Origin of the sequence: Trabulsiella odontotermitis (genome assembly GCF_001188485.1) — a bacterium.
Taxonomy (GTDB): Bacteria; Pseudomonadota; Gammaproteobacteria; order Enterobacterales; family Enterobacteriaceae; genus Trabulsiella; species Trabulsiella odontotermitis_A.
On sequence record NZ_JNGH01000006.1, the window covers coordinates 1 to 20,169 of the forward strand.

Annotated in this window: 28 protein-coding genes, 1 rRNA gene and 3 pseudogenes; 8 read left to right on the forward strand and 24 right to left on the reverse strand. The window is 52.5% G+C overall.

What is annotated here, in order from left to right; all coding sequences use genetic code 11:
- Positions 1-1,092 (reverse strand): 16S ribosomal RNA (locus GM30_RS00035); the annotation flags it as partial.
- Positions 1,093-1,650: 558 nt separating this feature from the next.
- Here GM30_RS00035 and GM30_RS00040 point away from each other — a divergent pair.
- The 3 genes and pseudogenes from GM30_RS00040 to GM30_RS00050 all read left to right on the forward strand — a co-directional run bounded on the left by GM30_RS00040 (position 1,651) and on the right by GM30_RS00050 (position 3,375).
- Complete coding sequence (locus tag GM30_RS00040) at positions 1,651-2,343, forward strand: FadR/GntR family transcriptional regulator (protein ID WP_049847012.1); 693 nt, start codon at positions 1,651-1,653, stop codon at positions 2,341-2,343.
- A 10-nt stretch (positions 2,344-2,353) separates the two neighbouring features.
- Positions 2,354-2,611: pseudogene (locus GM30_RS00045) on the forward strand (MFS transporter); the annotation flags it as partial.
- Positions 2,612-2,820: 209 nt separating this feature from the next.
- Positions 2,821-3,375: a gamma carbonic anhydrase family protein gene (locus GM30_RS00050; protein WP_049847087.1), complete on the forward strand. Its 555-nt coding sequence runs from the start codon at positions 2,821-2,823 to the stop codon at positions 3,373-3,375.
- Here GM30_RS00050 and GM30_RS00055 read toward each other — a convergent pair.
- The 6 genes from GM30_RS00055 to dprA are packed head-to-tail and all read right to left on the reverse strand — an operon-like array spanning position 3,351 to position 7,142.
- Positions 3,351-3,608: a DUF1488 family protein gene (locus GM30_RS00055; protein WP_049847014.1), complete on the reverse strand. Its 258-nt coding sequence runs from the start codon at positions 3,606-3,608 to the stop codon at positions 3,351-3,353. The genes GM30_RS00050 and GM30_RS00055 overlap by 25 nt on opposite strands.
- Positions 3,605-4,423 carry a shikimate dehydrogenase gene (gene aroE / locus GM30_RS00060; RefSeq protein ID WP_049847015.1) on the reverse strand — a complete coding sequence of 273 codons (819 nt, stop codon included), beginning with the start codon at positions 4,421-4,423 and terminating at the stop codon, positions 3,605-3,607. The genes GM30_RS00055 and aroE overlap by 4 nt, the downstream gene beginning before the upstream one ends.
- A gap of 3 nt (positions 4,424-4,426) precedes the next feature.
- Entirely contained in the window at positions 4,427-4,999 is a 573-nt protein-coding gene (gene tsaC, locus GM30_RS00065; protein ID WP_049847016.1) for an L-threonylcarbamoyladenylate synthase type 1 TsaC, read from the reverse strand.
- Positions 4,992-5,546 carry a DNA topoisomerase family protein gene (locus tag GM30_RS00070; protein ID WP_049847017.1) on the reverse strand — a complete coding sequence of 185 codons (555 nt, stop codon included), beginning with the start codon at positions 5,544-5,546 and terminating at the stop codon, positions 4,992-4,994. Before GM30_RS00070 ends, tsaC begins: the two co-directional genes overlap by 8 nt.
- Before the next feature lie 26 nt (positions 5,547-5,572).
- Complete coding sequence (smg, locus tag GM30_RS00075; RefSeq protein WP_038158479.1) at positions 5,573-6,046, reverse strand: DUF494 family protein Smg; 474 nt, start codon at positions 6,044-6,046, stop codon at positions 5,573-5,575.
- Positions 6,018-7,142 carry a DNA-protecting protein DprA gene (gene dprA / locus GM30_RS00080; RefSeq protein WP_049847018.1) on the reverse strand — a complete coding sequence of 375 codons (1,125 nt, stop codon included), beginning with the start codon at positions 7,140-7,142 and terminating at the stop codon, positions 6,018-6,020. Before dprA ends, smg begins: the two co-directional genes overlap by 29 nt.
- Positions 7,143-7,270: 128 nt before the next feature.
- Here dprA and def point away from each other — a divergent pair, with 128 nt between their 5' ends.
- The 5 genes and pseudogenes from def (at position 7,271) to mscL (ending at position 11,962) form a co-directional block, all read left to right on the forward strand.
- Positions 7,271-7,780, forward strand: a complete 510-nt coding sequence (gene def, locus GM30_RS00085) for a peptide deformylase (protein ID WP_049847019.1) — start codon at positions 7,271-7,273, stop codon at positions 7,778-7,780.
- A gap of 14 nt (positions 7,781-7,794) precedes the next feature.
- Positions 7,795-8,742, forward strand: a complete 948-nt coding sequence (fmt, locus tag GM30_RS00090) for a methionyl-tRNA formyltransferase (RefSeq protein ID WP_049847020.1) — start codon at positions 7,795-7,797, stop codon at positions 8,740-8,742.
- Positions 8,743-8,793: 51 nt separating this feature from the next.
- A pseudogene (gene rsmB, locus GM30_RS00095) lies at positions 8,794-10,006 on the forward strand (16S rRNA (cytosine(967)-C(5))-methyltransferase RsmB).
- A 21-nt stretch (positions 10,007-10,027) separates the two neighbouring features.
- On the forward strand, positions 10,028-11,404 hold the full coding sequence (gene trkA / locus GM30_RS00100) for a Trk system potassium transporter TrkA (RefSeq protein ID WP_049847021.1): 1,377 nt from the start codon (positions 10,028-10,030) through the stop codon (positions 11,402-11,404).
- A 147-nt stretch (positions 11,405-11,551) separates the two neighbouring features.
- On the forward strand, positions 11,552-11,962 hold the full coding sequence (mscL, locus tag GM30_RS00105; RefSeq protein ID WP_049847022.1) for a large-conductance mechanosensitive channel protein MscL: 411 nt from the start codon (positions 11,552-11,554) through the stop codon (positions 11,960-11,962).
- Here the strand turns inward: mscL and GM30_RS00110 are convergent.
- The 17 genes and pseudogenes from GM30_RS00110 to rpsN form a co-directional block, all read right to left on the reverse strand.
- Positions 11,898-12,179: an alternative ribosome-rescue factor A gene (locus GM30_RS00110; protein ID WP_049847023.1), complete on the reverse strand. Its 282-nt coding sequence runs from the start codon at positions 12,177-12,179 to the stop codon at positions 11,898-11,900. The genes mscL and GM30_RS00110 overlap by 65 nt on opposite strands.
- A gap of 57 nt (positions 12,180-12,236) precedes the next feature.
- Positions 12,237-12,662 (reverse strand): Zn(2+)-responsive transcriptional regulator, encoded by a 426-nt coding sequence (zntR, locus tag GM30_RS00115; protein ID WP_049847024.1) that lies wholly within the window; start codon positions 12,660-12,662, stop codon positions 12,237-12,239.
- Positions 12,663-12,664: 2 nt separating this feature from the next.
- Entirely contained in the window at positions 12,665-13,033 is a 369-nt protein-coding gene (locus GM30_RS00120; RefSeq protein ID WP_049847025.1) for a DnaJ family domain-containing protein, read from the reverse strand.
- Positions 13,034-13,156: 123 nt separating this feature from the next.
- Positions 13,157-13,282: pseudogene (rplQ, locus tag GM30_RS23365) on the reverse strand (50S ribosomal protein L17); the annotation flags it as partial.
- A gap of 40 nt (positions 13,283-13,322) precedes the next feature.
- Entirely contained in the window at positions 13,323-14,312 is a 990-nt protein-coding gene (locus GM30_RS00125) for a DNA-directed RNA polymerase subunit alpha (protein ID WP_049847026.1), read from the reverse strand.
- Positions 14,313-14,337: 25 nt separating this feature from the next.
- On the reverse strand, positions 14,338-14,958 hold the full coding sequence (gene rpsD, locus GM30_RS00130) for a 30S ribosomal protein S4 (RefSeq protein ID WP_038158499.1): 621 nt from the start codon (positions 14,956-14,958) through the stop codon (positions 14,338-14,340).
- A gap of 34 nt (positions 14,959-14,992) precedes the next feature.
- Positions 14,993-15,382, reverse strand: a complete 390-nt coding sequence (gene rpsK, locus GM30_RS00135) for a 30S ribosomal protein S11 (RefSeq protein WP_002919257.1) — start codon at positions 15,380-15,382, stop codon at positions 14,993-14,995.
- Positions 15,383-15,398: 16 nt separating this feature from the next.
- Complete coding sequence (rpsM, locus tag GM30_RS00140; protein ID WP_049847027.1) at positions 15,399-15,755, reverse strand: 30S ribosomal protein S13; 357 nt, start codon at positions 15,753-15,755, stop codon at positions 15,399-15,401.
- A 147-nt stretch (positions 15,756-15,902) separates the two neighbouring features.
- The gene (gene rpmJ / locus GM30_RS23370) at positions 15,903-16,019 is read right to left on the reverse strand and encodes a 50S ribosomal protein L36 (protein WP_000868187.1); all 117 of its coding nucleotides are present in this window, start codon (positions 16,017-16,019) and stop codon (positions 15,903-15,905) included.
- Positions 16,020-16,050: 31 nt separating this feature from the next.
- On the reverse strand, positions 16,051-17,382 hold the full coding sequence (gene secY, locus GM30_RS00145) for a preprotein translocase subunit SecY (protein ID WP_038158504.1): 1,332 nt from the start codon (positions 17,380-17,382) through the stop codon (positions 16,051-16,053).
- Between the two features lie 7 nt (positions 17,383-17,389).
- A complete protein-coding gene (rplO, locus tag GM30_RS00150; RefSeq protein WP_049847028.1) occupies positions 17,390-17,824 on the reverse strand; it encodes a 50S ribosomal protein L15 in 435 nt (144 codons plus the stop codon).
- A 3-nt stretch (positions 17,825-17,827) separates the two neighbouring features.
- Positions 17,828-18,007: a 50S ribosomal protein L30 gene (rpmD, locus tag GM30_RS00155; protein ID WP_001140434.1), complete on the reverse strand. Its 180-nt coding sequence runs from the start codon at positions 18,005-18,007 to the stop codon at positions 17,828-17,830.
- Positions 18,008-18,013: 6 nt separating this feature from the next.
- The gene (gene rpsE / locus GM30_RS00160; protein WP_049847029.1) at positions 18,014-18,514 is read right to left on the reverse strand and encodes a 30S ribosomal protein S5; all 501 of its coding nucleotides are present in this window, start codon (positions 18,512-18,514) and stop codon (positions 18,014-18,016) included.
- 14 nt (positions 18,515-18,528) lie between these two features.
- A complete protein-coding gene (rplR, locus tag GM30_RS00165) occupies positions 18,529-18,882 on the reverse strand; it encodes a 50S ribosomal protein L18 (RefSeq protein ID WP_038158510.1) in 354 nt (117 codons plus the stop codon).
- A gap of 9 nt (positions 18,883-18,891) precedes the next feature.
- A complete protein-coding gene (rplF, locus tag GM30_RS00170) occupies positions 18,892-19,425 on the reverse strand; it encodes a 50S ribosomal protein L6 (RefSeq protein WP_049847030.1) in 534 nt (177 codons plus the stop codon).
- A gap of 12 nt (positions 19,426-19,437) precedes the next feature.
- Entirely contained in the window at positions 19,438-19,830 is a 393-nt protein-coding gene (rpsH, locus tag GM30_RS00175) for a 30S ribosomal protein S8 (protein ID WP_012908428.1), read from the reverse strand.
- Positions 19,831-19,863: 33 nt separating this feature from the next.
- Positions 19,864-20,169 carry a 30S ribosomal protein S14 gene (gene rpsN / locus GM30_RS00180; RefSeq protein WP_001118930.1) on the reverse strand — a complete coding sequence of 102 codons (306 nt, stop codon included), beginning with the start codon at positions 20,167-20,169 and terminating at the stop codon, positions 19,864-19,866.

The following is a 20,169-nucleotide window of genomic DNA, read 5'->3' on the forward strand; positions in this document are numbered from 1 at the left end:
GTGGATGTCAAGACCAGGTAAGGTTCTTCGCGTTGCATCGAATTAAACCACATGCTCCACCGCTTGTGCGGGCCCCCGTCAATTCATTTGAGTTTTAACCTTGCGGCCGTACTCCCCAGGCGGTCGACTTAACGCGTTAGCTCCGGAAGCCACGCCTCAAGGGCACAACCTCCAAGTCGACATCGTTTACGGCGTGGACTACCAGGGTATCTAATCCTGTTTGCTCCCCACGCTTTCGCACCTGAGCGTCAGTCTTTGTCCAGGGGGCCGCCTTCGCCACCGGTATTCCTCCAGATCTCTACGCATTTCACCGCTACACCTGGAATTCTACCCCCCTCTACAAGACTCAAGCCTGCCAGTTTCGGATGCAGTTCCCAGGTTGAGCCCGGGGATTTCACATCCGACTTGACAGACCGCCTGCGTGCGCTTTACGCCCAGTAATTCCGATTAACGCTTGCACCCTCCGTATTACCGCGGCTGCTGGCACGGAGTTAGCCGGTGCTTCTTCTGCGGGTAACGTCAATCAACACGGTTATTAACCGTATTGCCTTCCTCCCCGCTGAAAGTACTTTACAACCCGAAGGCCTTCTTCATACACGCGGCATGGCTGCATCAGAAAATGGTTATTAACCATCTCCCCTTCCTCCCCGCTGAAAGTACTTTACAACCCGAAGGCCTTCTTCATACACGCGGCATGGCTGCATCAGGCTTGCGCCCATTGTGCAATATTCCCCACTGCTGCCTCCCGTAGGAGTCTGGACCGTGTCTCAGTTCCAGTGTGGCTGGTCATCCTCTCAGACCAGCTAGGGATCGTCGCCTAGGTGAGCCGTTACCCCACCTACTAGCTAATCCCATCTGGGCACATCTGATGGCATGAGGCCCGAAGGTCCCCCACTTTGGTCCGAAGACGTTATGCGGTATTAGCTACCGTTTCCAGTAGTTATCCCCCTCCATCAGGCAGTTTCCCAGACATTACTCACCCGTCCGCCGCTCGCCGGCGGGAAAGCAAGCTTTCCCCCGCTGCCGCTCGACTTGCATGTGTTAGGCCTGCCGCCAGCGTTCAATCTGAGCCATGATCAAACTCTTCAATTTCAGCAAAGTAGCAAGCTACTTTCTGTTACCGCTCGACTTGCATGTGTTAGGCCTGCCGCCAGCGTTCAATCTGAGCCATGATCAAACTCTTCAATTTAAGTTTGATGCTCACAGAATTAAACTTCGTAATGAATTACGTGTTCACTCTTTGAGACTTGGTATTCATTTTTCGTCTTTCGACGTTAAGAATCCATGTCACTCCGAGTGCCCACACAGATTGTCTGATAAATTGTTAAAGAGCAGTTGCGACGCGGCTTACAGCGCACTGTCGCGAGGTGGCGTATATTACGCTTTCCCTCCGTGAAGTCAACATCTTATTTTGTTTAACTTCACCTGACAGGCCGGTGTTTACGCCGTTGTGCCGTGTCAGTGGAGGCGCATTATAGGGAGTAATTCTGAGGTGACAAGAGGAAATTTAAAAAAAGTTTTCGTTCGCGCTTTTTTTCACCAATACAGGCCGTGAATTGCCATAAAATGCACTATCTGCTGTTTTAACCACCGAATTTTCTCATCGAATGGCATACTAAATAGTGAAAAAACGATAAAGGAACGGCATGTATGTCTTTAAGTGCTCAGCAGTTGGCAGCTCAGAAGAATATCTCCTGGGTATTAGCAGAAAAACTGGCGCAGAAAATTTTAACCGGTGAGTACGCCCCAGGCAGCATCCTCCCTGGCGAAATGGAACTGGGCGATCTCTTCGGCGTCAGCCGAACCGCCGTCCGTGAAGCCGTTAAAACGCTGACCGCGAAAGGCATGGTTCTTCCTCGCCCGCGCATCGGCACGCGCGTGATGCCGCAAAGCCACTGGAACTTCCTTGATAAAGAGCTGCTTGCCTGGTGGCTTACCGAAGACAATTTTGAAGCTGTGGTGACGCATTTCCTCGTAATGCGCAGCAGCCTGGAGCCGCAGGCCTGTTTCCTGGCCGCGACGCAAGGTACCGCGGAACAGAAAGCAGAACTCAACACATTGATGGACGAAATGGTTCAACTGAAGAAACAGTTCAACCGCGATCGCTGGATCGACGTCGATATGGCCTGGCACGAACATATCTATGAAATGAGCGCGAATCCTTTCCTTACGTCGTTCGCTTCGCTGTTCCATTCGGTCTATCACACCTACTTTACGTCGATTACTCAAAATGAAGTGGTGAAGCTCGATCTCCACCAGGCTATCGTGGACGCCATTCAGGACGGTGACGGGCAGCGCGCGCTGCTGGCATGCCAGACGCTACTGAATACTCCGCAACAGTAAAGGACACCGAATGACGAAGAAAGCGCACAGTATGGCCGGATTGCCGTGGATTGCGGCAATGGCGTTTTTTATGCAGGCACTGGACGCTACTATTCTTAACACTGCGCTCCCCGCTATTGCACACAGCCTGAACCGTTCCCCGCTGGCAATGCAGTCCGCCATCATCAGCTACACCCTGACGGTGGCGATGCTGATCCCGGTCAGCGGCTGGCTGGCAGACCGTTTTGGTACCCGCCGCATCTTTATGCTCTCTTCAGCCGTTCCGACTCGCTCGTGAAGTGATTCACGTTGTCGTCTCAACGGAGGCGCATTATAGGGATCCCATTTTTTTGCACAAGCGTTTTTTGGATCTTTTTTTCTGACTGCTGATTTTTCGGGCTTTCTGCGGCGATCCTGTACGATCTGCTGCTTTTTTGCGGTGTGAAAGCCTGGCTGATGGTCGATAATGCAGCGATACGTGATCAAACAGAGGTAATCATGTCTGCAAAGCTTCGTCCTTATAAGGATACTTTTCCCAAACTCGGCCAAAACGTGATGATTGATGCCACTAGCGTGGTGATCGGTGACGTGCGTTTAGCCGATGACGTCAGCATCTGGCCGCTGGTTGCCATTCGCGGCGACGTTAATTACGTATCCATCGGATCCCGCAGCAACATCCAGGACGGGAGCGTGCTCCATGTCACCCATAAGTCTTCGTATAATCCAGAAGGTAACCCGCTGATTGTGGGAGAGGATGTCACCGTGGGGCATAAAGTGATGCTGCACGGTTGTACGATTGGCAATCGTGTGCTGGTGGGAATGGGATCGATTCTCCTTGATGGGGTGATTGTTGAGGATGATGTAATGATTGGCGCCGGGAGCCTCGTGCCACAAAACAAGCGCCTGGAAAGCGGCTATCTCTATTTAGGCAGCCCGGTGAAGCAGATCCGCCCCCTGACGGAAGCGGAAATTGCGGGGCTGCGCTATTCTGCGAACAACTACGTGAAATGGAAGGATGACTATTTGCGTCAGGAGAGCCAGAACCAGCCCTGACCGTCTTCCTGTTCTTCTCGAATCGCCTGTTCGGCTTCTTCTTCCAGATCCCAACGGTGTTCGCGAAAACCAGCCAGCCACGTTTCTGGCGTACCGCCACCAAAGCGGTGCGCCAGCGCTTCCCCTTTAATGGCACAGATTAGCTGCATGCCATTCACCAGCGCCGGAAAGACAACCGCGCTGAGTTCTTCGTCCCAGAATTCTCTGTCAGGAAACTGAATCGCCTGATTCACGCCTGCAGTTCCCGGGAAAGGGCCTCAATCACCGGCGTGGTTTCCGGCAGTACGCCGTGCCAGAGCAATACCGCATGCGCCGCCTGAGCCACCAGCATCCCCAGCCCATCAGCACACATCTTCGCGCCATGCTGCTCGCACCAGCGTAAAAAAGGGGTATTTCCTTTCTGGTAAAACATGTCGTAGCAACGCACATGCGCATTAATGAGGGAGGAGGGAATCGCCGGCACCTCGCCGCCAATACCGCTCGAGGTGGCATTGATGATGAGATCAAACTCCAGCCCGTCGAGACGGTCAATGTCGACTGCATTGACGCTGCCGGTATGGGCAAAAAGCTGCGCCAGTTCCTGAGCGCGGGAAAACGTCCGGTTCGCGATCGTGACCGCGCAGTTCAGTGACAGCAGCGGCAGCAATACCCCTCGCGCCGCGCCGCCCGCGCCAATCAGCAAAATGCGAAAACCTGGCTTGATAAGATCGAGACGTTCCAGATCACTCAGTAAACCAATACCGTCGGTGTTATCGCCCAATAAGCGTCCGTCTTCCAGACGCTTAAGTGTATTCACCGCACCAGCCAGCGCTGCACGCTCCGTGAGTTCATCCGCTCTGGCGAACGCCTCTTCCTTGAAAGGAACAGTCACGTTAGCGCCCTGACCGCCTGCGGCGAAAAAGGCGTTCAGCGTAGTGATGAAATCATCCACGGGCGCCAGCACGCGCCCGTACGGGTGTTCGATCCGGAGCTGTTTTGCAAACTGCTGATGAATAAACGGCGATTTACTGTGCGCGATCGGATTACCAAAGACAGCGTAGGTTTCCATAGATTACCCCTGGCGAAAAAGTTCGCCCGTTAACGCATCCCGAATTTCCGAAGGATTCAGGCGCCCGCCGGTGAGGCCGTCCACAACCGGGAAATCATCCCCAAACTGCGCGCGAACCTCTTCAGTAGTACGGCATGGCGGAAGCCCGGTCAGATTAGCACTGGTGGAGACCAGCGGTTTACCGTAAGCGCGGCAGAGCTCGATCACCAAAGGGTGATCGGTAACACGTACCGCCAGCGAGTCGAAACGCCCCGTCAGCCAGCGCGGCGTTGTGGCTCGCGCAGGGAAAACAAAGGTCACAGGACCAGGCCAGCAGGCGAAGACGGCGTCGCGTTGTTCGTCCGTCAGCCGGGAATCGTCGATATAAGGTTTGAGCTGTTCAAAATCGGCGGCGATCAGAATCAGGCCTTTTTCAACCGGACGTTGTTTGAGATCCAGCAGTTTCATCACCGCAGTTTCGCTGTCCGGGTCGCAACCGACACCAAAAACAGCTTCTGTGGGATAGGCGATGACGTTTTCATTATTTAACACCGCAACGGCTTTGGTCACGGTGTCTGATGGCAGGTAATTATTCACTGATTTGTTCCGCCGTTACCGGCTTTCCACATTGTTTACTGGCACAGAAACGCTTCACGCCCTGTGCGGTTTTCTTTTCGATGAGCAGCGGGTAATGACACTCAGGACACTCACCCGCAACAGGTTTGAAATTGATGACGAACTGACATTCCGGGTAGCGATCGCAGGAATGAAAGGTTTTACCGTAGCGCGAGCGGCGCTGGACGAGATGCCCCTGATGGCATTGTGGGCAGCGGATTGCGGTTTCATCGGGCTTGTCGATCACTTCAGTATGTTCACACTCCGGGTATCGGCTGCACCCAATAAACATGCCAAAACGCCCCTGGCGCAACACCAGTTCAGCACCACAGGCAGGACACAACTGCCCCTCCAGAACTTTAACGATATGCCCGTCCGCCTGACTTTTCAGGGGACGGACGTAATCGCATTCCGGATAATGAGAGCAACCGAGAAACGGGCCGTGCTTCCCGGATCGGATAACCAGTTCAGCCCCGCACTGCGGGCAGGGCTCGTTTTTACGCACCGTAAACAGTGCTGATTTGGCCATAACAACTCTTGATGCTGCACAAATGATTAATGCAGCATACCTTCATTCACTTCGAAGAGTAATTCTTCCATTTGTTGATACGCGTTTTCACAACCCGGGATGTTAAACAGCACCATCAGAATGACCCATTTCAGGTCTTCCAGATCGAACTCTGCGGCATCCAGCGCCATGACGCGTTCAATCACCATTTCACGCGTTTCGAGGTTTAGCACCTGAATCTGCTCCAGGAATAACAAGAATCCCCGGCAACTGGCATCCAGCCGTTGACACTCTTCTTCCGTATAGATACGAACGGAGAGTGGGTCAGAAGCGAGCTGCATCGGTTCGGCGAGGCCTTCCTGATAGTCAGCGAGCTTTTCAAGCCACAACAGCGCGTTATAAATATCCTCACGATCAAAACCCGCGTCGGTAAGATCCCGCGTTAGTTTGTCCTGATCCACGCGCATTTCAGCTTCGTTATGGATGTAAGTCTCAAACAAATACATTAGTACGTCGAACATGGCATGCCCTCCTTAAACGGACATAGCCGCCGGGTACAGCTGCGATCCACCCTGCTAACTCCAGTTCGAGTAGCTGAGCCACCGTTACTGGCACAGGTTGGCCGGCACGTTCAGCGACGACGTCAACAGGTGTTACCTCATCTCCTACGTTAGCCAGGAGCTCAGGAAATGGCAATGCCACACTCTGATGATCCGGTGAATAATTTGTTTTTTCAGCGTCATCTGGCAACCAATGGAAACCATATTGCAAATTTTCCAGAATTTCCTCGGGTGAGTTCACGAGAATCGCGCCCTGTCGAATGAGCCAGTGCGGGCCTTCCGTTCCGGGGTGCCCTACCGGGCCGGGTAATGCAAACACTTCTCTGCCCTGTTCGAGCGCACATCGGGCAGTCACCAGGGAACCGCTTTTCAGCGCCGCCTCGACAACGAATACTCCCTGGCTGAGACCGCTGATTACCCGGTTTCGACGTGGAAAGTGATGCGCCAGCGGCTTTGTCATCAGCGGAAACTCAGAAACCAGCGCGCCGCCCGTTTCCAGAATTTGCTTTGCCAGTTGAAGATGACGCCGGGGATGAATTAACGAAAGCCCATGCCCCAGCACGGCGATAGTTTTCCCTTCGGCTTTCAGCGCTGCACGGTGAGCTACGCCGTCAATGCCCAGCGCCAGCCCGCTGGTAATAGTCAAACCGTGTTTCGCCAGCGCTTCGCAGAAATAGCTTCCCCAGCGTTCGCCGTACCAGGAGTGCGCCCGGCTCCCCACCACTGCCAGTTGCGGAGAACGAAGCAGAGCGGGATCCCCTGCGACAAACAGCAGCGCGGGATAATCCACAATAGCGCGCAGCGCCTCAGGGTAGACATCATTGTCTGCGGTAATCAAATGATGGTCCGGGTGCTCAAGCCATTGCAGCGAAGTTTCCAGTTCGGCATCCGAAACAGCAAGAAACTGCGACGCTTGTCTGACGGAAAGGCCTGCCTGCGTTAAATCACTCGTCTCGATAGAAGGAGACGTTTTGAGCGCCCGAAACGCATCGAGCATGGCGTCACCGTATATTCCCGCTACCGCCATCAGACGCAGCCCAGTTTCTGTTGATGTCATCTCTTCTCCCTGCCACAAGCGGCTTCGGCAATCCTTGCGATTGGTCAGTGATGCTGTCAATCAGGTGGGGTTTTGTCTAGAATAGTGGTAATTATCTTTTCAACTCCTGAACACGACTCTGGAAATTTATGGCAGTTTTGCAAGTGTTACATATTCCGGACGAGCGCCTTCGCAAAGTCGCTACGCCGGTCAAAGAAGTCAATGCAGAAATTCAGCGTATCGTCGATGATATGTTCGAGACGATGTACGCTGAAGAAGGTATCGGTCTGGCGGCAACGCAGGTGGATATCCATCAGCGCATCATCGTGATTGATGTTTCCGAAAACCGCGACGAACGCCTGGTCCTGATCAACCCGGAGCTGCTGGAAAAAAGCGGTGAAACCGGTATCGAAGAAGGTTGTCTTTCTATTCCGGAGCAACGCGCTCTGGTATCGCGCGCTGAGAAAGTGAAAATCCGTGCGCTGGACCGTGAAGGCAAACCGTATGAACTGGAAGCCGATGGCCTGCTGGCGATCTGTATTCAGCATGAAATGGATCACCTGGTCGGTAAGCTGTTTATCGACTACCTGTCGCCGCTGAAGCAACAGCGTATTCGCCAGAAAGTTGAAAAACTCGACCGCCTGAACGCGCGAGCTTAAGGACAAGAATCAACGTGTCAGATTCACTACGTATTATTTTTGCGGGCACCCCTGACTTTGCAGCGCGTCATCTTGACGCGCTGTTGTCGTCTGAGCATCAGATTGTTGGTGTGTTCACCCAACCCGATCGCCCTGCAGGCCGCGGCAAAAAACTGATGCCGAGCCCGGTAAAAGTGCTTGCCGAAGAAAAAGGCCTGCCGGTTTTCCAGCCCGTCTCGCTTCGCCCACAGGAAAACCAGCAGCTCGTTGCCGATCTCAACGCCGACGTCATGGTGGTAGTGGCTTATGGCCTGATACTGCCGAAAGCCGTGCTGGAGATGCCGCGTCTGGGCTGTATCAACGTACATGGTTCGCTGCTGCCGCGCTGGCGTGGCGCCGCCCCAATCCAACGCTCGCTGTGGGCCGGTGATGCTGAAACCGGCGTAACCATCATGCAGATGGATGTAGGTCTGGATACCGGCGATATGCTGTGTAAGCTCGCCTGCCCCATCACGCCTGAAGATACCAGCGCGTCACTGTACGACAAGCTGGCCGGGATGGGTCCTGAAGGTTTGCTGCTCACGTTGAATCAACTGGCGCACGGTACGGCAAAACCCGAAGTGCAGGATGAATCGCTGGTCACCTATGCTGAGAAACTCAGTAAAGAAGAGGCCCGCGTCGACTGGACGCTTTCCGCCGCCCAGCTTGAACGTAATATTCGTGCATTCAATCCCTGGCCGATGAGCTATATCATCATTAACGATCAGCCGGTGAAGGTCTGGCAGGCGTCGGTGATTAATACGCCCGCGAATGCCGAACCAGGCACCATCCTTGATGCCAATAAAAACGGCGTTCAGGTGGCTACCGGCGACGGTATTCTGAACCTGCAGTCGCTGCAGCCTGCTGGCAAGAAAGCGATGAACGTGCAGGATCTGTTAAATTCCCGCCGGGAGTGGTTTATTCCCGGTCATCGTCTCGCCTGAGGGTGAAACGTCTTAAGCCCGGTGCTGCCGGGCGTTTTTATTTTTGCGGTTATGAAAAAAAATACTAATTTACGCAGCCTCGCGGCCCAGGCCGTGGAGCAGGTGGTCGAAAACGGACAATCGCTCAGTAACGTGCTCCCGCCGCTCCAGCAAAAAGTGTCTGACAAAGATAGAGCACTGCTTCAGGAGCTTTGCTTTGGCGTTCTGCGCACCCTTTCCCAACTGGAATGGCTCATCAATAAGCTGATGTCGCGCCCGATGACCGGTAAACAGCGCACCATCCATTACCTGATCATGGTTGGTTTCTATCAGCTGCTTTACACCCGAATTCCTCCGCATGCCGCGCTGGCCGAGACCGTTGAAGGCGCTGTGGTCATAAAGCGTCCGCAACTGAAAGGGCTGATTAACGGCGTGCTGCGCCAGTTTCAGCGCCAGCAGGAGGCGTTACTTGAGGCGTTTGCCAAAAGCGAAAGCCGTTCGCTTCATCCTTCCTGGCTGCTGAAACGGTTGCAGAAAGCCTATCCGCAGCAGTGGGAAGCCATTGTTGAGGCGAATAACCAACGACCGCCGATGTGGCTGGGGGGGGNATCCTGACGCCGTCCGGCTGGAATCACCGTTGCCTGTTCATGCTCTACCGGGGTTTGAGCAGGGCTGGGTGACGGTACAGGACGCTTCCGCACAGGGCTGCATGACCTTCCTGGCACCAGAGAATGGCGAGCAGATCCTCGATCTCTGCGCCGCGCCGGGCGGTAAAACAACGCATATTCTCGAAGCGGCACCGGGTGCTGAGGTGATGGCTGTCGATGTGGATGAAAAACGTCTGTCCCGTGTATATGACAATCTGAAACGCCTGGGGATGAAAGCGCAGGTAAAACAGGGTGATGGTCGTTTTCCCGCGCAGTGGTGTGACGATATGCAGTTTGATCGTATCCTGCTGGATGCGCCCTGCTCTGCCACCGGCGTGATTCGTCGCCATCCGGACATCAAATGGCTGCGTCGCGATCGCGACATTCCTGAACTCGCCGCGCTGCAACGCGAAATTCTCGATGCCGTGTGGCCGCACCTGAAGCCTGGTGGAACGCTGGTTTACGCCACCTGTTCCGTTCTGCCGGAAGAGAACAGCGAGCAGGTTTGTGCATTCCTTGAGCGTACGCCGGATGCGGTATTGCGCGACACAGGAACGCCAGAGCAGCCGGGCAAGCAAAACCTGCCTGCTGCGGAAGAAGGTGATGGCTTCTTTTACGCTAAGCTAATCAAGAAATGATCGGATAACGGATCGCGACAGATGAAAATTATCATACTCGGTGCGGGTCAGGTTGGCGGCACGCTGGCGGAAAACCTGGTGGGCGAGAATAACGACATTACCGTTGTCGACATTAATGGCGAGCGCCTGCGCACCCTGCAGGATAAATTCGATCTGCGCGTCGTGCAGGGGCACGGTTCGCACCCTCGCGTGCTGCGCGAAGCAGGCGCTGATGATGCGGATATGCTCGTTGCAGTCACCAGTTCAGACGAAACCAATATGGTAGCCTGCCAGGTCGCCTATTCCCTGTTTAACACGCCAAATCGTATTGCGCGTATTCGTGCGCCGGATTACGTTCGTGACGCCGATAAACTGTTTCACTCTGAAGCAGTACCCATCGACCATTTGATCGCTCCGGAACAGTTGGTTATCGACAGTATCTACCGTTTGATCGAGTATCCCGGCGCACTGCAGGTAGTGAACTTTGCCGAAGGTAAAGTAAGCCTTGCGGTGGTTAATGCCTACTACGGCGGTCCACTGGTTGGTAACGCGCTCTCCACCATGCGCGAGCATATGCCGCATATCGATACCCGTGTGGCGGCGATTTTCCGCCATGACAGGCCGATTCGCCCTCAGGGCTCAACCATCGTTGAAGCAGGTGACGAAGTCTTTTTCATCGCCGCCTCGCAGCATATTCGCGCGGTGATGAGCGAGTTGCAGCGTCTGGAAAAACCCTATAAACGCATTATGCTCGTGGGGGGCGGGAATATCGGTGCGGGGCTGGCCCAACGTCTGGAAAAAGACTACAGCGTTAAGCTAATCGAGCGCGATCAGCAGCGGGCGGCAGAACTGGCAGAGAAGCTGCAAAATACGATCGTCTTCTTCGGCGATGCGTCGGATCAGGAACTGCTTACAGAAGAGCATATCGATCAGGTCGATCTCTTCATCGCAGTGACCAACGACGACGAAGCGAATATCATGTCGGCTATGCTGGCAAAACGCATGGGGGCGAAAAAAGTAATGGTGCTGATCCAGCGCCGCGCTTATGTCGATCTCGTGCAGGGTAGCGTTATTGATATCGCCATTTCGCCTCAGCAGGCGACAATTTCCGCCTTGCTGAGCCACGTGCGTAAAGCCGATATTGTCGGCGTCTCTTCATTGCGCCGGGGCGTTGCCGAAGCTATCGAAGCCGTTGCACACGGTGATGAAACGACATCCAGAGTGGTCGGCAGGGTTATTGATGAAATTAAATTGCCACCGGGAACGATTATTGGTGCCGTAGTTCGCGGAAATGATGTCATGATCGCTAATGATAATCTTCGCATTGAACAGGGCGACCATGTGATTATGTTCCTGACGGATAAAAAGTTTATTACTGATGTTGAACGACTTTTCCAGCCAAGCCCCTTCTTCCTCTAACGTTCTTCAAAGCGCTCTCAGGGGCGCTTTCTTAATTAACCCTTTATTATTTAAGGACTAATCAATTTCTTTGATTCGCCGGGTGTAATGGAAAATGACTAAACATTTGTTAAACTTATAAACGTCAGCTGGCACATGGAGAAAAAAATGAGCTTATTAAAAGAGTTTCGCGAATTCGCGATGCGCGGGAATGTTGTCGATTTAGCCGTGGGTGTCATTATTGGTGCCGCATTCGGTAAAATCGTATCGTCACTGGTTGCCGATATTATTATGCCGCCACTGGGGCTGTTAATTGGCGGGATTGATTTCAAGCAATTTGCCTGGACACTACGCCCGGCTGCGGGGGATATTCCTGCAGTAGTGATGAACTATGGTGTATTCATTCAAAATATCTTCGACTTTATCATCGTTGCATTTGCGATTTTTATGGCAATTAAGCTGATAAATAAACTTCGTCGCAATGAAGCGGAGCCGAAGGAGGCGCCGGCACCGTCTAAAGAAGAAGTCCTGCTTTCTGAAATTCGCGATCTGCTGAAAGAACAAAATAACCGTTCATGATCTGACGCGTAAAAGCCAGAAGACCAGTGGTAAAAAAGCGTTTTGCTTTCTTGCCACTGGCCTCCCAGTTACCTCGTTTATCGTGCTTATCTTTGCGTAAATAACTGCCTTTCCCTTTCTTATTTTTCTCAACGCGCTGGCGAAACAGCGGGTCATGAAGTAAAGCCTCAATGGCGTTATCCTTAATTTGCCCCTTCTTGTGCTGATAGCGGCTCATAATTTCTCCAGTTTGTGTGTTTTGACGGCGGGAGTGTAATCCCGGTATCAAAAAAGATCAACGGGCAGCACGCGGCGTGCTTGCGCCTTGTTCCAGCGCTTCAAGAATCGAACAGTAGACGCTGCTGTGAGCTGTTCCGCAACAGGCATCGTTCAGACGCTGCAACGAGCGGCGCATGGTCTGCAGTTCTTCTATCCTCTCTTCGACTTCACTTAACCGTGCCTGGACAATCCCTTTGGACTCCTGGCAGGTGTGATGCTCGGGATCGATACGGATCGACAGCAGTTCGCGGATCGACTCCAGCGTAAACCCCAGTTGCCGTGCATAACGGATAAAGCGCAGACGCTGCAGATCGTTGTCGGAATAGAGACGAAAACCGCCTTCAGTACGAACGTCATGGTCCATCATCTGCTGTTTTTCGTAATAGCGAATGGTATCCGGGGTTACATCCGCTAATTTCGCCAGTTCACCGATACGGTACATGTTCAACCCTTGTTCATTTTCTGTAGTAATCTGTCTGCATATTCCCCGCGCAGAAAATCCGTATTCAACCCCGCCTGGCGTAATTTTAGCTCCAGCAACGTCAGTCGGCGGCTCAGTTCCTGATAGCGGGGATCGTCCTGACGGATGCCGTTTAACAGATCCATCAATTCTACCGCCTCTTTGCGCTGGACAAGTTCCGGCGGTAAGCAGCCCGCATTTTTCAGCAGGCGGTAACCTGCACGAAGCGCTTCAGGAATATGGGAGTCATCTTCGAGCAGCAGCGGTTCACCCGTACCGGGTAAATTATCAAACTCGCCGCTTTTTTGGGCATCCAGGATATGGCGTTCCGCCCACTGATCTAGCAACCACATGCGTCGGCTCCAGGGGATTGAACAGAAGTGTAGAGATATTGTAGTGAGATGGGGGTACGGAGGATATAAAAAAACCCGCCGGGGCGGGTTTTTCTACGTTACTACAGATTACTCTGCAGCAGCTTCTGCTTTCGGCTCCGCGCGATNGATGATCTCATGACGAACCAGCGAACCTGCCATGTTGCGGAACATAGCCTGGCGATGGCTGCTGTTGCGGTTCAGTTGACGACCACTCTTACGATGGCGCATGACCTTATCCTTCTCAGTAAAACCTTAACCTGTGATCCGGTTACTCGTCAGCAATGCTTGCCGGTGGCCAGTTTTCCAGGCGCATGCCCAGAGACAGACCACGGGAGGCCAGCACGTCTTTAATCTCGGTAAGAGATTTTTTACCCAGGTTCGGCGTTTTCAGCAACTCAACCTCGGTACGCTGTACCAGATCACCGATATAGTGGATAGCTTCTGCCTTGAGGCAGTTAGCAGAGCGGACAGTCAATTCCAGATCGTCAACAGGGCGCAGCAGGATCGGATCGAATTCTGGTTTCTCTTCTTTAACTTCCGGCTGACGTACATCACGTAAATCAACGAAAGCTTCAAGTTGTTCAGCCAGGATGGTTGCCGCACGACGAATCGCCTCTTCAGGATCGATTGTGCCATTGGTTTCCATTTCGATGACCAGCTTGTCCAGGTCGGTACGCTGTTCTACACGCGCTGCTTCAACATTGTAGGCAATACGCTCTACAGGGCTGTAGCAGGCGTCGACCAGCAGACGTCCGATCGGGCGCTCATCTTCTTCCGAATGAATTCGGGCAGACGCCGGCACATAACCACGACCGCGCTGAACTTTGATACGCATGCTAATAGCGGCGTTTTCATCGGTCAGGTGGCAGATAACGTGCTGCGGCTTGACGATTTCGACATCACCATCGGTGGTAATGTCGGCTGCGGTCACAGGGCCAATGCCAGATTTATTCAAAGTAAGAATAACTTCATCTTTACCATGAACTTTCACCGCCAGCCCTTTCAGGTTGAGCAGGATTTCCAGGATATCTTCCTGAACGCCTTCTTTGGTGCTGTACTCGTGCAGTACACCATCAATCTCAACCTCGGTCACCGCGCAACCCGGCATTGATGAAAGCAGAATACGGCGCAGTGCGTTACCCAGAGTATGGCCAAAGCCACGCTCTAAAGGCTCAAGGGTCACCTTGGCGTGCGTCGAACTCACTTGCTCGATATCTACCAGGCGCGGTTTTAGAAACTCTGTCACAGAACCCTGCATTGTGTCCTCTCTTTGGTACTAAGCTTTACTTGGAGTAAAGCTCGACGATCAGGTGTTCGTTAATGTCCGCAGACAGATCAGAACGTTCCGGCTGACGCTTGAACGTACCTTCCATCTTGCCAGCATCAACTTCCAGCCAGGTTGGCTTTTCACGCTGCTCAGCCAGCTCCAGAGCGGCTTTCACGCGAGACTGCTTTTTCGCTTTCTCACGAATGCTAACAACGTCATTCGCTTTAACCTGATAAGAAGCGATGTTAACAACACGACCGTTTACCATGATAGCCTTGTGGCTAACCAGCTGGCGTGCTTCAGCACGAGTGGCGCCAAAGCCCATACGGTATACAACGTTGTCCAGACGACCTTCCAGCAGAGCCAACAGGTTTTCACCGGTGTTGCCTTTCAGACGTGCTGCTTCTTTATAATAGTTACGGAACTGACGCTCCAGCACACCGTAGATACGGCGAACTTTTTGCTTTTCACGCAACTGCACACCATAGTCAGACAGACGCGGTTTACGCGCACCGTGCTGGCCAGGAGCTTGTTCAATTTTACACTTGGTATCGATCGCGCGAACGCCAGACTTCAGGAAGAGGTCTGTGCCCTCGCGACGGCTCAGCTTGAGCTTAGGACCCAAATATCTTGCCATTTTCTTTCTCCAACAATCCTAGAAAACGACCGCGTTATACGCGACGTTTTTTCGGCGGACGACAACCGTTGTGAGGGATCGGAGTCACATCAGTAATATTAGTGATGCGGAAACCAGCGGCGTTCAGAGCACGAATAGTAGATTCGCGACCCGGACCCGGTCCCTTGACCATAACTTCCAGATTCTTGATGCCGTATTCTTTTACGGCTTCAGCGCAACGCTCTGCTGCAACCTGAGCTGCAAACGGAGTGGATTTGCGTGAACCACGGAAACCGGAACCACCGGCTGTTGCCCAACCCAAAGCGTTACCCTGACGATCAGTAATAGTAACGATGGTGTTGTTGAAAGAAGCATGGATATGAGCCACGCCGTCAGAGACTTGTTTTCTTACACGCTTACGTGCACGAATTGGTGCCTTTGCCATTATTCAATCACCCCGATTATTTCTTGATCGGTTTGCGCGGACCCTTACGGGTACGTGCGTTGGTCTTGGTACGCTGACCGCGAACCGGGAGACCACGACGATGACGCAAACCACGGTAGCAACCAAGGTCCATCAGACGCTTGATGCTCAGGGTGATTTCACGACGCAGATCACCTTCAACGACGAATTTACCGACTTCGTCGCGCAGCGTTTCGATCTGTTCTTCAGACAGCTCACTGATCTTAACATGTTCAGCGATTCCCGCTGAGGCACAAATAGCCTTAGAACGGGTCTTGCCGATACCGAAAATTGCAGTTAAAGCGATTACGGTATGTTTGTGATCAGGAATGTTAATGCCTGCTATACGGGCCACTATGCACTCCTACTATTTGAATTGCACGTTCCATGCTGAAAAGCCCGTTTTCAGGATACTCAAATGGAAACGCACAGACATACAAAAGATTGGCTGGCTAATCTAGCCAGCTCAACCCAACTTTGCAAGAAAAATATGCGAAATAAATCAGCCTTGGCGCTGTTTATGTTTCGGCTCGGCACTGCAAATCACACGGATGACACCATCACGCTTAACGATTTTGCAGTTACGGCATAATTTCTTGACGGAAGCACGAACTTTCATTTTTACTCTCCGTAACTTCTCAGGCGACCAATTAACGGCCGTAGCCTTTCAGGTTCGCCTTCTTCAATGCAGACTCATACTGACTGGACATCATCAGAGTTTGCACTTGAGCCATAAAGTCCATTATCACGACGACAACGATAAGCAGTGAGGTCCCACCGAAGTAGAACGGTACTTTCATTGCATCACGCATGAACTCCGGGATCAGGCAGATAAAAGTAATATACAACGCACCGATTAGAGTCAGGCGAGTCATTACTTTATCGATATACTTCGCCGTTTGCTCTCCCGGACGAATTCCTGGTACAAATGCACCGGACTTCTTCAGGTTATCTGCTGTTTCACGCGGGTTGAAGACCAACGCCGTGTAGAAGAAACAGAAGAAGATGATTGCAGACGCATAGAGTAACACATAAAGCGGTTGCCCAGGCTGCAAATACAGCGAAATTGTTGTCAGCCAGTTCCAACCAGTACCGCCCCCGAACCATGACGCGATGGTTGCCGGGAACAGAATAATACTGGAAGCGAAGATTGCCGGGATTACCCCCGCCATATTCACTTTCAGCGGCAAATGTGTGCTCTGTGCAGCATAGACACGACGACCTTGTTGACGCTTAGCGTAGTTCACCACAATGCGGCGTTGACCACGTTCAACGAAGACAACAAAGAAGGTCACTGCAAATACTAATACTGCAACCAACAGCAACAGGAGGAAGTGCAGGTCGCCTTGACGCGCTTGCTCGATCGTATGGGCGATGGCTGGCGGGAGTCCCGCAACAATACCAGCGAAGATAATGATCGAAATACCGTTACCGATACCACGTTCAGTAATCTGTTCGCCGAGCCACATCAGGAACATGGTTCCTGTGACCAGACTTACAACAGCGGTGAAATAGAATGCAAAGCCTGGGTTAATGACCAGGCCCTGCATACCAGGCATATTCGGCAGACCGGTAGCAATACCGATCGACTGGAATATTGCCAGCACCAGAGTACCGTAGCGAGTGTACTGGCTGATCTTACGACGACCAGACTCCCCTTCTTTCTTAATTTCTGCGAGCGTTGGATGAACCACCGTCAGCAGCTGGATAATAATGGATGCCGAAATGTACGGCATAATACCCAGAGCAAAGATAGAAGCACGGCTGAGAGCACCACCAGAGAACATGTTGAACATTTCAATGATGGTGCCTCGCTGTTGCTCAAGCAGTTTGGCAAGTACAGCGGCATCGATACCAGGGATCGGAATAAAAGAGCCAATTCGGAACACAATCAGCGCGCCGATAACAAACAAAAGTCTGCGTTTCAGTTCGCCGAAACCGCCTTTGGCACTTTGAAAATCTAATCCCGGTTGCTTAGCCATCTGCTACTTATTCCTCAATTTTACCGCCAGCAGCTTCGATAGCAGCACGAGCGCCTTTAGTAACACGCAGGCCACGGATAGTTACCGGACGAGATACTTCACCAGCCAGGATCACTTTCGCGAACTCGATCTGGATGCCGATAATGTTAGCCGCTTTCAGCGTGTTCAGGTCAACTACGTCGCCTTCTACTTTAGCCAGATCGGACAGACGAACCTCTGCCGTAATCATTGCTTTACGTGAAGTGAAACCGAATTTCGGCAGACGACGGTACAGAGGCATCTGACCACCCTCGAAACCGCGACGTACGCCACCGCCAGAACGAGACTTCTGACCTTTGTGACCACGACCACCGGTTTTACCGAGGCCAGAACCGATACCACGACCCAGGCGTTTACCCGCCTTTTTGGAGCCTTCGGCCGGAGACAGAGTATTTAAACGCATCTCTTACTCCTCAACTTTAACCATGAAGGAAACCGCGTTGACCATACCACGAACGGCAGGAGTATCCTCACGTTCTACAGTATGACCAATACGACGCAGACCCAGGCCAAGCAGCGTTGCCTTGTGTTTCGGCAGACGACCGATTGCACTGCGGGTTTGAGTGATTTTAATAGTCTTTGCCATGGTCAATTACCCCAGAATTTCTTCAACGGATTTACCACGCTTGGCAGCGACCATTTCTGGAGAATTCATATTTTCCAGGCCATCGATAGTTGCACGAACCACGTTAATCGGGTTGGTGGAACCATACGCTTTAGCCAGAACGTTACGAACTCCAGCGACTTCCAGAACGGCGCGCATTGCACCACCGGCGATGATACCGGTACCTTCGGAAGCCGGCTGCATGAATACACGAGAACCCGTGTGAGTACCCTTAACCGGGTGCTGCAGGGTGCCGTGGTTCAGCGCGACGTTAATCATATTGCGACGGGCTTTTTCCATCGCTTTCTGGATCGCTGCCGGAACTTCGCGTGCTTTACCGTAACCAAAACCAACGCGACCGTTACCATCACCAACAACAGTCAGAGCTGTGAAGGAGAAAATACGACCACCTTTAACGGTTTTAGATACGCGGTTAACCGCGATCAGCTTTTCCTGCAGTTCGCCAGCTTGTTTTTCGATGTGAGCCATCTTACACCTCTACCTTAGAACTGAAGGCCAGCTTCACGGGCAGCATCTGCCAGTGCCTGGACACGACCATGATATTGGAACCCGGAACGGTCAAAGGAAACATCTTTGATGCCTTTTTCCAGAGCGCGTTCAGCGACAGCTTTACCCACAGCTGCTGCAGCGTCTTTGTTACCGGTGTACTTCAGTTGTTCAGCGATAGCTTTTTCTACAGTAGAAGCAGCTACCAGAACTTCAGAACCGTTCGATGCAATGACCTGTGCGTAAATGTGACGCGGGGTACGATGTACCACCAGGCGAGTTGCACCCAGCTCCTGGAGCTTGCGGCGTGCGCGGGTCGCACGACGGATACGAGCAGATTTCTTATCCATAGTGTTACCTTACTTCTTCTTAGCCTCTTTGGTACGCACGACTTCGTCGGCGTAACGAACACCCTTGCCTTTATAAGGCTCAGGACGACGGTAGGCGCGCAGATCTGCTGCAACCTGGCCGATCAGCTGTTTATCAGCGCCTTTCAGCACGATTTCAGTCTGAGACGGACATTCTGCAGTGATGCCGGCCGGCAGCTGGTGATCAACCGGATGGGAGAAACCCAGAGCCAGGTTAACAACATTGCCTTTAACCGCTGCACGATAACCTACACCAACCAGCTGCAGCTTCTTAGTGAAGCCTTCGGTAACACCGACAACCATTGAGTTCAGCAGGGCACGCGCGGTACCAGCCTGAGCCCAACCGTCTACGTAACCATCACGCGGACCGAAGGTCAGTGCATTATCTGCATGTTTAACTTCAACAGCATCGTTGAGAGTACGAGTCAGCTCGCCGTTTTTACCTTTGATCGTAATAACCTGACCGTTGATTTTTACATCAACGCCGGCAGGAACAACGACCGGTGCTTTAGCAACACGAGACATTTTTTCCTCCGATTAGGCTACGTAGCAGATAATTTCGCCACCAAGACCAGCCTGGCGCGCTGCACGATCAGTCATAACACCTTTAGAGGTAGAAACAACCGCGATACCCAGACCCGCCATAACTTTCGGCAGCTCATCTTTTCTTTTATAGATGCGCAGACCTGGGCGGCTGACACGCTGAATGCTTTCTACAACAGCTTTCCCCTGGAAGTACTTAAGTGTCACTTCCAGTTCCGGCTTGGTGTCGCCTTCAACTTTAAAATCTTCGATAAAACCTTCTTCCTTCAGCACGTTGGCAATTGCCACTTTCAGCTTGGAGGAAGGCATGGTGACCGCAGCTTTGTTCGCGGCCTGACCGTTACGGATACGGGTCAGCATATCCGCGATCGGATCTTGCATGCTCATCTGTCTTTACTCCCGTGATTCAATTGGTGACAATTACCAGCTAGCCTTTTTCAGACCCGGGATTTCACCGCGCATAGCGGCTTCACGGACCTTAATACGGCTCAACCCGAACTTCCGCAGGAAACCATGCGGACGACCTGTTTGACGGCAGCGGTTACGCTGACGAGACGGGCTGGAATCACGCGGCAGAGTCTGCAGCTTGAGAACTGCGTTCCAACGATCTTCGTCGGAAGCGTTCACATCAGAGATGATCGCTTTCAGTTCAGCGCGTTTCGCGAAGTATTTATCAGCTAAAGCTACGCGTTTTACTTCGCGTGCTTTCATTGATTGCTTAGCCAT